Annotated in this window: 12 protein-coding genes; 2 read left to right on the forward strand and 10 right to left on the reverse strand. The window is 75.2% G+C overall.

Annotated features, from left to right (window positions below):
* Positions 1–14 precede the first annotated feature (14 nt).
* Positions 15–1,640, forward strand: coding sequence for a GntT/GntP/DsdX family permease (locus GA0070623_RS12815; RefSeq protein ID WP_089004023.1), 1,626 nt, complete (start codon positions 15–17; stop codon positions 1,638–1,640).
* Positions 1,641–1,845: 205 nt separating this feature from the next.
* Here GA0070623_RS12815 and GA0070623_RS12820 read toward each other — a convergent pair whose 3' ends face one another.
* The 9 genes from GA0070623_RS12820 to GA0070623_RS12860 all read right to left on the reverse strand — a co-directional run bounded on the left by GA0070623_RS12820 (position 1,846) and on the right by GA0070623_RS12860 (position 12,339).
* Positions 1,846–2,622: a hypothetical protein gene (locus tag GA0070623_RS12820; protein WP_067314305.1), complete on the reverse strand. Its 777-nt coding sequence runs from the start codon at positions 2,620–2,622 to the stop codon at positions 1,846–1,848.
* Positions 2,623–2,815: 193 nt separating this feature from the next.
* Positions 2,816–3,100, reverse strand: coding sequence for a putative quinol monooxygenase (locus GA0070623_RS12825; protein WP_067314307.1), 285 nt, complete (start codon positions 3,098–3,100; stop codon positions 2,816–2,818).
* A gap of 62 nt (positions 3,101–3,162) precedes the next feature.
* Positions 3,163–3,921, reverse strand: coding sequence for a MerR family transcriptional regulator (locus GA0070623_RS12830; protein WP_067314309.1), 759 nt, complete (start codon positions 3,919–3,921; stop codon positions 3,163–3,165).
* Between the two features lie 79 nt (positions 3,922–4,000).
* Positions 4,001–6,298: a putative bifunctional diguanylate cyclase/phosphodiesterase gene (locus tag GA0070623_RS12835; protein WP_231932769.1), complete on the reverse strand. Its 2,298-nt coding sequence runs from the start codon at positions 6,296–6,298 to the stop codon at positions 4,001–4,003.
* Positions 6,299–6,381: 83 nt separating this feature from the next.
* Positions 6,382–7,887 carry a hypothetical protein gene (locus tag GA0070623_RS12840; protein WP_067314311.1) on the reverse strand — a complete coding sequence of 502 codons (1,506 nt, stop codon included), beginning with the start codon at positions 7,885–7,887 and terminating at the stop codon, positions 6,382–6,384.
* Positions 7,884–8,972 carry a hypothetical protein gene (locus GA0070623_RS12845; RefSeq protein WP_067314313.1) on the reverse strand — a complete coding sequence of 363 codons (1,089 nt, stop codon included), beginning with the start codon at positions 8,970–8,972 and terminating at the stop codon, positions 7,884–7,886. The genes GA0070623_RS12840 and GA0070623_RS12845 overlap by 4 nt, the downstream gene beginning before the upstream one ends.
* A gap of 295 nt (positions 8,973–9,267) precedes the next feature.
* Positions 9,268–9,501: a zinc-ribbon domain-containing protein gene (locus GA0070623_RS12850; RefSeq protein WP_067314316.1), complete on the reverse strand. Its 234-nt coding sequence runs from the start codon at positions 9,499–9,501 to the stop codon at positions 9,268–9,270.
* A gap of 121 nt (positions 9,502–9,622) precedes the next feature.
* Positions 9,623–10,960: a class I SAM-dependent methyltransferase gene (locus tag GA0070623_RS12855; RefSeq protein ID WP_067314318.1), complete on the reverse strand. Its 1,338-nt coding sequence runs from the start codon at positions 10,958–10,960 to the stop codon at positions 9,623–9,625.
* Positions 10,957–12,339, reverse strand: a complete 1,383-nt coding sequence (locus GA0070623_RS12860) for an FAD-binding oxidoreductase (protein ID WP_067314320.1) — start codon at positions 12,337–12,339, stop codon at positions 10,957–10,959. The genes GA0070623_RS12855 and GA0070623_RS12860 overlap by 4 nt, the downstream gene beginning before the upstream one ends.
* Before the next feature lie 138 nt (positions 12,340–12,477).
* Between GA0070623_RS12860 and GA0070623_RS12865 the strand changes: the two genes are divergently transcribed.
* The gene (locus tag GA0070623_RS12865; protein ID WP_089004024.1) at positions 12,478–13,203 is read left to right on the forward strand and encodes an RICIN domain-containing protein; all 726 of its coding nucleotides are present in this window, start codon (positions 12,478–12,480) and stop codon (positions 13,201–13,203) included.
* A 72-nt stretch (positions 13,204–13,275) separates the two neighbouring features.
* Here GA0070623_RS12865 and GA0070623_RS12870 read toward each other — a convergent pair whose 3' ends face one another.
* Positions 13,276–14,583 (reverse strand): MFS transporter, encoded by a 1,308-nt coding sequence (locus tag GA0070623_RS12870; RefSeq protein ID WP_067302094.1) that lies wholly within the window; start codon positions 14,581–14,583, stop codon positions 13,276–13,278.
* Positions 14,584–14,607: the final 24 nt, after the last annotated feature.

Raw genomic sequence — 14,607 nt, forward strand, 5'->3', positions numbered from 1 at the left:
AGGTCGTGATTGCCGTGCCCGTCCTCCTCGCCGCACCGGCCGAACCGGTCACCAACGCCGGTGACGCCCAGCTCGTCGTGGCCGCTCTGCTGGGCATCGCCGCGGTGGTGCTGCTCATCGCCTGGGGCAAGGTGCACCCCTTCCTGTCGCTGATCCTCGGTGCGGCGGTGCTCGGGGTGGTCGCCGCCATGGCCCCCGACGCGATGATCGAGTCGTTCAGCGCCGGGGTCGGCTCGACCGTCGGCGGGGTGGGTCTGCTGATCGCCCTCGGCGCGATGATCGGCGGTCTGCTCGCCGAGTCCGGCGGGGCGGACGGCATCGTCAACCGGGTCGTCGGGCGGGTCTCCGGCTCCGCCCTGCCCTGGGCGATGGCCGGGGTCGCCGCGCTGATCGGCCTGCCGCTCTTCTTCGAGGTCGGCGTGGTGCTGCTGGTGCCGATCGTGCTGCTGGTCTCACTGCGTACCGACGTGCCCCTGATGAAGATCGGCATTCCGGCGCTGGCCGGCCTGTCGGTGCTGCACGGCCTCGTGCCGCCGCATCCCGGTCCGCTGGTGGCGATCTCCTCGCTCGACGCCGACCTGGGGCTCACCCTCGGGCTGGGTCTGATCATCGCGATCCCCACCGTGATCATCGCCGGTCCGGTGTTCGGCAACTTCATCGCCCGGTACGTCCCGGCCACCGCCCCGGCCGCGCTGCTGCCCACCCGGCAGCCGGCCACCGGGGGCGGCGGTCGACGCGGACCCGGCAGCCCGGCCGCCCCCGCCGCCGGGCGCGGCCGGGGCACCGACGGCCCGGACACCGGCCGGGGCACCGGCGGCCCCACCGGGCGAAGTGCCGACGGCCCGGACACCGGGCGGGGACGGGCCGGTGACGATGTGGACGGTGACCTGCTCACCGACGACGACCTGGTCAACCCGGGCACCGGTCGGCCGGGCGCCCCGGTCGACGACACCGGCACCGAGACCGCCCGGCGTACCCCCGGGTTCTGGCCGGCGGTGCTCACCGTGCTGCTCCCGGTGGTGCTGATGCTGCTGCGCGCGGTCGGCGAGCTGACCATGGCCGAGGGGACCTTCGCCCGGCAGGCCCTGGACATCGCCGGCGCACCGATCGTGGCGCTGCTGGCCGGCGTGCTCGTCGCCATGTTCACCCTCGGCTACCAGGCCGGATTCAGCCGCGGCCAGGTCTCCTCGGTGCTCGGCGGCTCGCTGCCGCCGATCGCCGGCATCCTGCTGATCGTCGCCGCCGGTGGCGGCTTCAAGCAGGTGCTGGTGGACGCCGGGGTGGGCGAGCTGGTCGCCGACGCGGCCAAGGACGCCAACCTCTCCCCGCTGCTGCTGGGCTGGCTGGTGGCCGTCGGGATCCGGGTCGCCACCGGCTCCGCGACGGTCGCCACGATCACCGCCGCCGGTATCGTCGCGCCGCTGGCGGCCACCCTGGACCGGCCGGAGGTGGCGCTGCTGGCGCTGGCCGTCGGCTGCGGTTCGCTCTTCTTCTCGCACGTCAACGACGCCGGCTTCTGGCTGGTCAAGGAGTACTTCGGGCTGACCGTGGGGCAGACCATCAAGAGCTGGTCGGTGCTGGAGACGATCATCTCGGTGGTCGGTTTCGCCGGCGTGCTCCTGCTCGACCTGCTCCTGTGAGATCCCCCGCGCCCGCGCCCGCAGGTCGGTCGGGCCGGCGCAGGTCGGTCGGGCCGGCGCAGGTCGGTCGGGCCGGCGCAGGTCGGTCGGGCCGGCGTTGATCAACTCAGTGTCGCCGCGATAGCGGTGTCGGAGCGCGCGGACACCGCAGTGGTGGCGATGTTGCGAGCCAGCCCCGCCGGGCCGGACCGGGCGGGGCAGGAGGTCAGGCGCCGGGGATGTTGGCCGGCGGGTCCTCGCCGATCAGGCCGGCCGCCGGCTTCTCCGCCGACACGGGCAGGCCGAAGTCGGCGTACGTCAGGTCGAGCGCCGAGGCCCTGCCCGGTTCGCCGGACAGCTCGATCCGGTAGCGGACCAGCCGGCCCTGCGCGTCCACCGTCGCGGTGAACGGCACCGCCGCGGCCCGCTCGCCGAGCACCCCGCTCATCCCGCTGCCGAGCACCTCGGTGCTCCGACGCAGGTCCAGGGTGCCGGCGTAAGCGCGTTCACCGGTGGCGCGCACCCCGGTGGCCGTGCCGAGCGTGCTGGCCAGCCGGGTGTTGTCCACGCCGGTCCGCTTCCCGGCGGCGGCCTCGGCGGTGCCCAGGTGCCACCAGGTGCGCCCGTCCCACACCGGCACCCTCCGATCCGGGGCGGTCACCTTGACGTAGACGTCGGTGCCGGTGGCGAGCCGCTCGATGACCACCTTGCCGTTCGCCACGACCAGCGTCGTCGTCTCCAGGCCACGCCGGCCCCGCGGATCCCAGAGCAGGGTGGTGCCATCCCCGCCCGCACCGGCACCGAGGGTCAACCGGTAGGACTCCTGGTCGACCCGCTGCGCGGCGGTGGCCAGTACGGCGGCCGGCTCGGTCGGGGCCGGTCCGGTCGTGGACGACCCGGTGGTCGGTGTCGGTCCCGCACCGCCGTCGTCCGAGGTGCAGCCGGCCGCCGTCACCAGCGCGACGAGGGCCGCCGTGGCGACGGCCAGCTTCGGGTGCTTCACGGCGGTCTCCCCGGGTGGCGCGCCCGCCGGCCGAGCCGATCGACGCTGGTGACAGAGCGGTCGCGCCAGCCTACCCGGCACCCGGCCACCGACCGGCCGCCCCCGACCGCACCCACCCGGGGCGTGCCCCGGCAGCTACCCGGGAAGCCGGGGAAGGCGTCCGGTCCGTCCTCGGCCGACAGGCCGGAGCCGGTCAGGGGGCCTCCACGGCGGAGATGCGGTAGCGGTGCACCTCCGCGCCACGGATCGCCACGACCTGCTCCTGTTCCGGGCCGGACCCCCGGAACGCCAGCAGCTCGTCGTCGGACTCCCAGCGTTCGTAGACGTTGATCCGGCCCGGCTCGACCAGGTCGGCGCCGATGGCGAAGTCGACACAGCCGGGCGCCGCGCGGGCCTGCCGGACCACCTCCACGCAGGAGGCCAGGTAGGTGTCCCGCTCGGCGGGGTCGACGTAGAGACTTCCGGCCACGATGAACACAGACGACCTCCGGTGGGTGAGCGGGACGAACCCCCATCCTCACCCACCGCGGGCGGCACCGTTCAGGCTCGGCTGATCGCGTTGGCGTGGATCGCCTCCGCCAGGTACTCCGCCAGCCCCGGCGCGATCGTCTCGTAGAAGGCGGTGAACCGGGGATCGGCCAGGTACATGTCGGCCAGCCCGGTGTGCACCTCGTACGAGCAGTCGTAGAACCAGCGGACGATGAGCTGCCGGTGCTCCTCGGCCAGCGCCATCGTCTCCGCCGAGTCGGCGGGCGTCCCGGCGGTCAGCGCCGCCACGATCCGCCGTCCCCAGTCCTCCTGCTCCGCCTTGATGCGCAGCCAGTCCTCCTTCGAGTAGTTCGCCGCCCGCTGGGTCGACACCCGGTACGCCTCGGTGTCGCCCCAGCGCTGCCGCGCCTCCTCGGCGTGCTCCTCCGGATCGACGTCACCGAAGACCTCGAACCGTTCCTCCGGAGTCAGGTTGATCTCCATCCGTCTCGCCTCCATCGCGATCTCGATCGCGGCGACCATCTCCTGGAGCTTCCCGATCCGCCCGGTCAGCACGTCGTGCTGCCGGCGCAGGTGCGCCGCCGGGTCGGCATCCGGGTCGTCGAGGATCACCGCGATCTCCTCCAGCGGAAACCCCAGCTCCCGGTAGAAGCGGATGTGCTGCAACCGCTCCAGGTCCGCGTCGTCGTAGCGGCGGTAGCCGGCCGGCGTCCGGCCGCTCGGCGAGAGCAGCCCGATATCGTGGTAGTGGTGCAGCGTCCGGACCGTCACCCGGGCCGCCTTCGCCACCTGACCCACCGTGTACGCCATGGTCTCCTCCCTCCGGCACCCAGGTTGCGGCCTGCCGTGACGTGAGGGTCAAGCCGGTTCCCCCAGTCGGGGGGAGGGGTCAGCGGGGGGCCTGCAGGGCGGCCAGGCCACCGGGACGGCCGTACCGGTAACCCTGGCCGTGCAGGCAGCCGATCGCGGTGACCGCCTCGTGCTGCCCCTCGGTCTCCACCCCCTCGGCCACCACCGCCAGGTCGAACGCCCCGGCCAACCGGGTGACCATCTCGACCGTGGCGTACGCCCGCTCGTCGGTGTCGAGCCGGGCCACGAACGACCGGTCGATCTTGAGATCGGTGGCCGGAATGCGGTGCAGATAGCTCAACGACGAATAGCCGGTGCCGAAATCGTCGATGGCGATCCGGATGCCCAGCTCACGGAGCTGGGCGAGCCGTTCCAGCACCGCCTCGCTGCCGTCGATCAGCGCCGACTCGGTCAGTTCCAGGGTGAGCGCGCGGGGGGCGAGGCCGGCGGTGGCGGTGGCCGCCGTGACGGTGGCGATCAGGTCGGGACGGCGCAGGTGCGCGGCGGCGATGTTGACCGCCACGGTCGCCTCGGGCACCCGGACCCGCCAGGTCGCCGCCGCCCGGCACGCCTCGTGGATCACCCACCGGTCGATCGGCACGATCAGCCCGGTCTCCTCGGCCAACGGCAGGAACGCCGCCGGGGCGAGCAGGCCGAGCCGGGGATGCCGCCAGCGGACCAGGGCCTCCGCGCTGCGGACCGCGCCGGTGGCCAGGTCGACGATCGGCTGGTACTCCAGGTGGAGCTGCCGCTCGTCGACGGCCCGACGCAGGTCGGCGATCAGCTCGGCCCGGGTCACCGCCGACTCCCGCAGCCCCGGCGTGCAGGTGCGGTACGCGGACTTCCCGGCGGCCTTCGCCGCGTACATCGCGATGTCGGCGTCGCGCAGCAGGTCGGTGTGGGTGGCGTGCTGCGGGCCGAACTCGGCGATGCCGATGCTCGCCGACGGGTGGACCCCGACGTCCTCCTCCCCCGGGGACGGTTCCAGGGCGGCCAGCAGCCGGGCGGCGAGCCGTTCCGGGGCGACCGGGCGGTCCCCGTCGACCAGCACCGCGAACTCGTCGCCGCCGAGCCGGGCGATCGTGCCGTCGTCACCGACGGCCGTCCGCATCCGGCCCGCGATGCTGGTCAGCAGGGTGTCGCCGGTGGCGTGCCCGAACCGGTCGTTGACCTGCTTGAAGCCGTCCAGGTCGAGCAGCAGGACGGCGACCGGCGGCCCCTCGCGCAGCGCCTGGCGCAGCCGCCGGTTGAACATCAGCCGGTTCGGCAGGCCGGTGAGCTGGTCGGTGTAGGCGAGCCGACGCAGCCGGGCGACCAGCCGCAGGTTCTCGTTGGCGGCCAGCCCCTGCCGCAGGGCGAGCACCCCGAGCAGCGCCATCATGCCGACGAAGACCAGCGGCGGGGTCTGCCCGGTGGGTCGGCGGGCCAGCACCACCGCGATGATCGCCCCGCCCACCGGCAGGTACGGCAGCGCCACCCGCCACCAGGACGGGAGCGGGGCCTCGCCGATCTCCTCGGCCCCGTCGCAGGTGGGCGGCGGTGGCCGGGTGGTGGCGATACCGATCAGCAGGTAGCTCAGTGGCCAGCAGACGTCGATCGGGTGGCCCGGGGCGTAGCTGCCGTGCGCGACCAGCGAGACGTAGACCGCGTCCGCGCCGGCCCGGGTGACCAGGCCCGCCCCGATCAGGGTCAGCGGCGGCCACACCGAGCGGGCCGGGCCGGCCACCGCCACCAGGATGGTGAGCTGCATCAGGTCGATCATCGGGTAGAGCAGGCCGAGGGTGCGCAGCGGATCGTCGAGGTCGGCGGCGGCGACGTCGCGGAACACCACCACCCAGCCGATCGGGATCAGGGCCAGCCCGACGATCACCCCGTCCAGCACGGTGCGGGCCCGGCCCACCGCGCTGCGCGGCGCGGTCAGCGAGGCCAGCAGTGCGGCCGTGCCGGTGACGATGCCGGCGGTGAAGACCGCCCCGATCAGCGGGGTGTGCGGCAGCTCGTCGGCGCGCAGCCGGTCCACCGTCCAGAGCAGCCGGCCGGCGGCGGCCAGCCCCATGGTGAGCGCGAGCAGCGCCCAGAACCGGCGCAGCGGGGCGGGGTGCCGACGCATCGTCCGGGCGCAGGCGTAGCTGGCCCAGCCCGCCACGGCGGTGGCGGTGACGTCGCTGACCAGGGCCGCCTCGGGCAGCGCGGCGAGCAGCCAGACCAACTCCAGGACGACGGCCACCGCGGCGACCACCGCACCCACCCGGGGGAGGGTCAGTGGTCGGATCGGCACGCCGGAGACGGCGTCCTGGGGCAGCACGGTGATCGCTCCGGCTCTCTCTCCAACGCGCACCTCGACCGTGCGGACGGCCCACGGACGGCGAACCATCGAAGCCTAGCCAGCCGGGCGGGTCACCGCCACACTCACCGGGTCGGCTATCCGACCACTGAGGACAGCTCGGATCCCCGGGCGTCGGCCGCGTCGTGGGTCGGCGGCCCCCCGTGCGTCCACGGTGTCTCCTCGGCGGTGGGGAACGTCCCGGCCGGCAGGAACGCCTCCGACAGGGTGGTCAGGCAGAGCCGCTCCCCCACCTGCGGCACGCTGCCCGGCGGCGCGGTCAGCCCCCGACCCATCCCACCCGACAGCTCCAGCACCACCTCGGTCCGGCCGTCCGCCGCCGGGGTCACGAAGACCACCCTGGCCTTCTGGCCCGGCCGCGCCGTCGACCAGAGGGTCGCCCCGACCGGCATCCGGACCGGGTCGCCGGTCACCACCTGGATCCTCGGCCGCAGCACCGGCCGCTTCCCGCTGTCGTCCACCCGCCCCGGGTCGGCCAGCGTCACCTCCCCGACGAAGGCTTCCCCGGTCAGCCGGTGCTCGGCCATCACCAGCGGGTCGTCGTAGGCGCGCTGCACCAGGTAGGCGCTCGCCGCGCGCTCCAGCCGGTGCAGCCGGACCGCCGCCGCCACCGCGCCGTCGTGCCGGGGCTGCGGTCCACCGTCGGCGTCGAGGTGCTCGGCGTAGCCGGTGAAGGCGTCCCGGTCGCCGGCCCAGCGCCCCACCACCCGCGCCCCGGGCGGCAGCGCGCCGAGCAGGCCCAGGCCGCGCCACATCAGCTCCCAGGTGGGCGCGAGCTGCCCGCGCAGCAACCGCACCAGCTCCGCGTACGCCTCGTCGCGCGCCGGGTCGTCGGCGGCGGCGGCCCAGCCGGCCATCGCCGGGGCGAGCAGCACGTTGTCGAACTCCGGGTCGGTGGCCGGGCCGGCCGGCGGGCACACCTGCGGGTCCTCGGCGAGCGCGGCGGCCTGCGCACCGGTCCGGCCGGCCGGCGGGTCGATCCAGCCCAGCAGAGCGGGCAGGTGCAGGTCCTCCACCGCGCTCTGCCCGGTCGCCCAGTGCAGGGTGAGCGCGTCGGTCATCGCCAGCAGCGCCGACGAGCCGGGCTGCTCGGCCCGTTCGGCGAAGAAGGTCAGCCAACGGCCGAGCAGCGGCACGACCGGGTGCACCGGATGGTCGCCGTCCGGACGGCGGAACCGGGTCGACCGGCCCAGCAGCCGCAGGAAGGTGATCCCGGCCGGGTTCGGCACCCAGAGCTGCGGGGCGTCGGAGTACCGGTACCGGACGTCGCGGCCCCGGTCCACGGCCACCGCCTCGGCGACACCCCGGAAGCCGTCCAGCCAGGGCAGCACGACCGCGGCCAGCTCGGTGACGAACCGGAACCGCTGGTCCCGGTTACGGGGCTGCGGCACGATCAGCAGCCGGGCGTCGTCGGGGGCGGTGCCCACCAGCGCGGCCAGCGGGGCGTGCGCCTCACCGGCCATCGCCAGCGGCACCAGCACCAGCGGGCGTTCCGCCAGGTGCAGGTGCCGGACGGTGGCGACCGGCTGGGCCACCCCGGCGGCGACGGCCTGGGCCTTGGCCAGCGCCCGTAGCGTACTCATGCGGGGTCGCCGGCGAGGGCGTCGGCGCGCAGCCGGGCGGCGGCCCGCAGCAGCGCGGCGGCCTCCTCCCGCTCCGGGTCGGCGGCCCGCTCGCCGGCCGCCAGGGCCAGCACCTCGGACACCTCGGCGATGCCGCCGAGGGCCTCGCGCACCGGTCGGCCCAGCGCGCCGGTCTGCCCGCGCGCCTCGTCCCGGCAGAAGTACGCCAGCTCACAGCCGGCCAGGCAGTCCGGCGCATAGCGGGCCGGCACGGTCCGCAGCGCGGCGGTCAGCCTCGCCGGATCGGCCGCCGGGTCGGCGGTGAAGTCGGCCGGCACGGCGGCGAGCAGGTCGTCCAGCCGGGCCATCCGGTCCAGCTGGCGGCGCAGCACCAGCAGCTGCTTGCGGACGTCGATCAGGCTGGCCACCGGCCGGTTGGCGAAGTCCTGCGGGCAGACCAGCACCACGTCGGGCGACACCGACTCCGGATCCCGCCCTCCGGCGGCGAGCAGCTCGCGCAGGGCCAGCACGTAGACGGCCGACTGGATGGCGGCGGCGGACACCTTCGCCGGGTCGGCCTGCCCGTCGATCACCGGGAACGACTTGATCTCCACGACGTGGAACCGGCCACCGAGCCGGGCGGCCACCAGGTCCGGTTCCAGGTGCACCCGCTGACCCGCGACGTCCAGCCCGAGCAGCGGATGGTCGAACAGCGCGGCGTCCGGCCCGGTGGCGGTCAGCGCGGCCCGGGACCGTTCCCGCCGGTCCGGCAGGTCGTCCGCCCCGCCCAGGTCCGTCCAGCTCGCCCGCGGCGGCACCGGTACGCCCAACCGCTGCGCGACCAGCCGCAACAGCTCCGCCCCACCGTCCGCCTTGACCTGCGCCTCGAACGCGTTGCCCCGGGTGATGGCGAACCGGGACTGGCCGAACCGGGCCGGGAAGCCGACCCGCCCGGCGAGCGCGGTCTTGTCCACCCCGGCGCCGTCCAGCACCGCCCGCCGGGCGCAGCCGGGGTTACCGGTGAGCGCGGCGAGCGTCCGGGCGTTGTGTCGTTTCGGGGGCGCGTCGCCCCGGATCGCGGCCAGGCGTTGCGCGGTGCTCGTCACGACAGGCCACGATAGCCGCCCCCGCCGACCCTGCCCCGCCCGACGACGCCCGCGCCGGCCCGGGGCGGCGCCGGCTTCCGCGGCCGGCGGAGCGGAGCCCGGGTGGTGCGGGGGCGGCGCCGGGTTCAGCGGCCGGCGGAGCGGTTCCAGGGTGAACGGGGCGAGTGGGCACCGGCGGACGGCCGGCGACGACGGCGCGACCGGCGACGGCCCGGGGTGCAGAGCGGGCGGGTGCCGGTCGGCGCCGGCCCCGCCGGCGGCCCGCCGATCAGCCAGCACAGGAAGCGGGCCACGGTCAGCCGACCGGGAGGCGACGGGCCTCGTCGGCGCTGACGGGGTACTCGGTGCCGCAGAACGAGCACTGCTGCGCGTACCGCGTCCGGACCGGGATCAGCGGGACGAAGAACACGGTGAACTTCGTGACCCGGCGGCTGATCACCTGTGCGGCCCGGTTGCCGCAGTGCCGGCAGACGGCGGTCACCACCCCCGCCCGGATGACCCGGGTGCGGAGTCCGAAGATGAGGAGCATCCTCCGGCAGTACCCAGCCCGGCCGGCCGGGAACCACCGGACGACGATGTCCGCGCCCGGGGCGGCACCCGGACGGGCACCGCCCCGGCGGATGCCACCGCTGCCGCCCCGGTGCGGCCGGTCAGGGCGTCCAGTCCGGGCGCAGCGGGTAACCGTTGCCACCCGCCGGCCCGTTCCGGGTCGCCAGCACCTGGTGCAGCTGGATGCCGTTGCGCTCGAAGGCCAACCGCGACCCGGCCATGTAGAGGCCCCAGACCCGGGCCGTGCCCAGGCCCACCTCGTCGACGCAGAAGTCCCAGTTCGCCACGAGGTTGCGGCACCAGGCGGCCAGCGTCAGCGCGTAGTGCTGCCGCAGGTTCTCCTCGTGGTGCACCTCGAACCCGGCGTCGTGCACCTCGCCGATCAGGCGGCCCGGCCCGGCCAGCTCGCCGTCGGGAAAGACGTACCGGTCGATGAACGCGCCCGACCGGTGCGGGGCGCGGTTGTCGGCCCGGGTGATGCAGTGGTTGAGCAGCCGGCCACCGGGACGCAGCCGGTCCCGCAGGGCGCGGAAGTACGCCGGGTAGTTGCGCACCCCGATGTGCTCGGTCAACCCGATCGAGGAGACCGCGTCGAACTGCTCCCGGGGGGCGTCGCGGTAGTCGAGGTGGCGCACCTCGGCCAGCCCGGTCAGGCCCTCCCGTTCGATGGCCGCCCGCGCCCACTGCGCCTGCGCCCGGGACAGGGTCACCCCGATCGCCCGTACGCCGTACTCGCGGGCCGCGTGCCGGACCATCCCGCCCCAGCCGCAGCCGACGTCGAGCAGGCGCATCCCCGGCTGGAGCGCCAGCTTGCCGGCCACCAGGTCGTACTTGGCCGCCTGGGCCTGCTCCAGGGTGTCGGTCGGGCTGCGGTACACCGCGCAGGTGTACGTCATCGAGTCGCCGAGCACCTTCTCGTAGAAGGCGTTCGACACGTCGTAGTGGTGCGAGATGGCGGTGCTGTCCCGGCCCCGGGAGTGCCGCAGCCCGCCCATCACCCGCCGCCAGCGGGGCAGCGCCTCCTGCGGCGGGGCCGGCGGGGGCCGTAGCCGCTCCCAGCCCAGCCCGCGGGCCAGGGCCAGCGCCTCGGCCACCGGGGGAATCCGCAACCGCAGGTCGGACAGGACGCTCAGGGCCTCGTACGGGTCGCCGGGGTGCACCCCGCCCAGCTCCAGGTCACCGCTGACGTACGCCCGCACCATGCCCAGGTCACCCGGGGCGGTGAGCAGGTAGGACAGCCCCCGCTCGGAGCGGACGTCGAGGGTGATCCCGGCGTCGGCCGGGCCGATCGCGCTGCCGTCGTAACCGGTGACGCGGATCGGCAGGTCCCCCGTGGTGACCGCGCGGACGACGTCGGCGACGGTCGGACCGGGCCGACCTCCCGCCGGTGGGCTGGCCGGGGCGCCCGCCGCCCCCTGTTCTCGGTCGGTCAGGCTCATCTTCGTGCAACCGCCTTCTCGTAGAGTCCGGTGAGCCGGTGGTCCGGGTCGTAGCGGTCCTTGACGGCACGCCAGGTCTCCCCGCCGTAGAGCCGGTCGAAGGCCGCCCGGTCGTAGTACGCGTCGGAGTAGAGCGACTTGTGCCCGCCCAGCTCCGACACCGCCCGCTCGATCGAGCGGTTCACGTCGCCGTCGGCGGCACCCGCCGCGATCGGCACACTGCCCCAGAATCCGATGTTGACGTACGTCCGGCCGGGGTGCAGCGGGTAGAGCGGCCAGGCCCGGGCCGAGCCGGGGCCGGCGGGCTCCCGCAGCCGTAGCGGGCAGAGCCACACCGGGGTCATCCCCACCTCGCGGTCGAACCAGCGCAGGAACTCGGCGGTGGCGTCCAGCGGGATCTCGACGTCCTGGACGACCCGTTCCCGGGCCGGTCGACCCCGCCACCGGTCCACCCGGGCCGCCACCTGGTAGCGGTGCTCCAGCCGGACCAGCCGGTGGTAGACGTCGCTGCGCCGCCAGCGGGCCGGCCAGAGCCGACGCACCACCGGGTGCTGCACCCCGAACGCGGCCGAGCACCAGAACCAGTCGGTGTCCCACCGCCACAGGTAGTCGTGACCGCTCAGGGTGTCCCGCACCCGGCGGCGCAACGAGCGGTAGTAGACGTCCTGGCCGGTGTAGTCGCTGAGCCGCTCCGGCTCGTCGGTGAAGGAGCCGAGCACCAGGTAGGACTCGCCGGGGCTGAACACCACACCGTCCATCGCGTCGACCGGTCGCCCCTCCCACTCGCCCTTGGCGACCACGTCGGCGATCGCGTCGGTCAGCTCTGCCAGCCGGCTGAACCGGACGTTGCGCAGGGCCACCGCCCGACCCACCGGCTGGAGTTCGATGCGCAGCCGGGTGGCGTACCCCAGGCTGCCCAGCGAGTTGGGGAAGGCGGCGAACAGGTCGGCGTGCGGCCCGTCCGGACGGGCGGTGACCACCTCCCCGGCACCGGTGAGGACGTCCAGTTCGACGACCGACTCGTGCGGCAGCCCGTTGCGGAACGACGTCGACTCGATGCCCAGCCCGGTGACCGCGCCACCCAGGGTGATCGTCCGCAGCTGCGGCACCACCAGGGGCATCAGCCCGTGCGGGAGGGTCGCGTCGACCAGGTCCTCATAGGTGCACATGCCCTGCACGTCGGCGGTACGGGCGACCGGGTCGACCGACAGGACGCCACCCAGCCCGCTCACGTCGAGCCCGGGGGTGCCGGTGGCCGACCGGGGTCGGAACAGGTTGGAGGTGCGTTTGGCCAACCGTACGGGGTGCCCGGGAGGCACGGCGGCGTACGACCGCCGCAACGTGTCCACCGCCAGCTCATGATCACGCTGTGCGCGCATGAGATCACCTTACGCGCGAAGCGGCGTTCCGGGGGGACACCCCGCACCGACCGTCCATCGGGGCGGCCGGTCGTCGACCGGGTCACCAGGCGGTGGGCCGACTGGCCGTCGACCCCGCCGGTAGGTCACCATTCCGCCATGGCCGTCCCCGATCCCCACCGCGACCCGTCCGGCACCGTGTACGGCGGTCGGCCGGCTGCCCGGCCCGCACCGCCCCGGGATCCGCTGATGCGGTTCGCGCTGGTCACCGGGCTGGCGGGCGTACTGCTGGGGGTGTTCTTCGCCACCGGCGTGCTGGGCGGCGGCGACGGCGACGGGCAGCCGGTGGTGCCCGCCGCCGCACCGACCCCCGGCACGACGACCGAGGCGGTGCCGGCCACCGGCCCGTCGCCCAGCCCGACCCCGTCGCCCACCCCCACCCCCAGCCCGTCGCCGACCACCCCGGCCCCGGTCTCCGGGCCGATCGTGCTGCGCGCGGTCACCTCGGGCCTCTGCCTCGGCACCGACGGCGGCGGCGAGACGGCCACCGCCGAGCTGGCCGTCTGCACCGGTGGGCCGGAACAGCGGTGGGTCGCCAACCCGGTCGCCCCGGACCTCGTGACGCTCACCAACGCCGGCCACGGGCAGTGCCTCGACGTCGAGGGCGGCAGCCGGGACGACGGCGCACGGCTCCAGCAGTTCGGCTGCCACGGACAGGCCAACCAGCAGTGGCGGCTGACCCCGGTCGGCACCGGGCCGGTCCTGCTGGTCGGCGTCGGGTCCGGCCGGTGTGCACAGGTCCGCGACGGCGGCACCGCGCCCGGCGACGACCTGGTGCAGGCCACCTGCACCGCCGCCGCCGGCCAGCAGTGGACCCTCGGCTGACCGGCCGGCCGGCGGTGGACCCTCGGCTGACCGGCCGACGGGGTGGGTCGGCATGCGGTTCCCCTTCACCGGTCAGCCCCGGTAGCTCCAGGCGCCGGTGTGCCCGGCGGGCACCGGCACCGGCAGCGACGGTGGTGGCACCGACCGGCGTCCGCGTCGCAGCAGCAGCGACAGCACCCCGGCCCCGATCGAGAGCACCCCGGCCGCGTACCAGGCCGGCGCGTAGTCGCCGAGCCGGTCGCGGACCAGGCCGGCGCCGGTCGCCGCGGCAGCCGCCCCGAACTGGTGCGCGGCGAAGACCCAGCCGAAGACCACCGCCGCCGACTCGCCGAAGTACTCCCGGCACAGGGCCACCGTCGGCGGCACGGTCGCCACCCAGTCCAGCCCGTAGAAGACGACGAAGACCAGCATGCTGGGCCCGGTGCCGCCGGTGAACAGGGCGGGCAGCAGCAACAGCGACAGCCCGCGCAGCCCGTAGTAGCCGGCGAGCAGCAGCCGGCTGTCCATCCGGTCGGTGAGCCAGCCCGAGGCGACGACCCCGACGATGTCGAAGAGCCCGACCAGGGCGAGCAGGCCCGCCGCCGTGGTCTGCGGCATGCCGTGGTCGTGCGCGGCCGGCACGAAGTGGGTGCCGACCAGGCCGTTGGTGGTCGCCCCGCAGATCGCGAAGCCGCCCGCGAGCAGCCAGAACGGGCGGGTCCGGGCGGCGGCGGCGAACGCGGCCACCGCCCGCGCGGCGGCGCCGCCGGTCGAGGGCGGCCGGGGCGTCACCTCGGTCGCGCCGTAGGCGGGCAGGCCGAGGTCCGCCGGGTGTTCCCGCAACCACCACACCACCAGGGGTACGACCGCCAACGCGGCCCCGGCCACCACCAGTGCCGCCGTCCGCCAGCCGTGGTCGCGGACCAGCACCGCGAGCAGCGGCAGGAAGACCAGCTGGCCGGCGGTCCCACCGGCGGTGAGCACCCCGGTGACCAGCCCACGGCGGCGGACGAACCAGCGCCCGGTGACGGTGGCGACGAAGGCCAGCGCCATCGAGCCGGTGCCCAGCCCGACCAGCACGCCCCAGCAGAGGATCAGCTGCCAGCTCGCGGTCATGAAGACGGTCAGCCCGCTGCCCAGGGCCACCAGCGCCAACGCGCCGGCCACCACCCGGCGGATGCCGAACCGGTCCATCAGCGCGGCGGCGAACGGCGCGGTCAGCCCGTAGAGCAGCAGGTTGACCGAGACGGCGGCGGAGATGGTGGCCAGCGGCCAGCGGAACTCGGCGTGCAGCGGGTGCAGCAGCACCGACGGGGTGGCGCGGAAGCCGGCCGCGCCGACCAGCGCGACGAAGGCGACGGCGGCCACGGTCCAGGCCGGGTGGAGACGGGCTCGGGTCATGCTCCGAGTCTCGGCGGCGGCCCG

The organism is Micromonospora rifamycinica, from assembly GCF_900090265.1.
GTDB classification, from domain to species: Bacteria; Actinomycetota; Actinomycetes; order Mycobacteriales; family Micromonosporaceae; genus Micromonospora; species Micromonospora rifamycinica.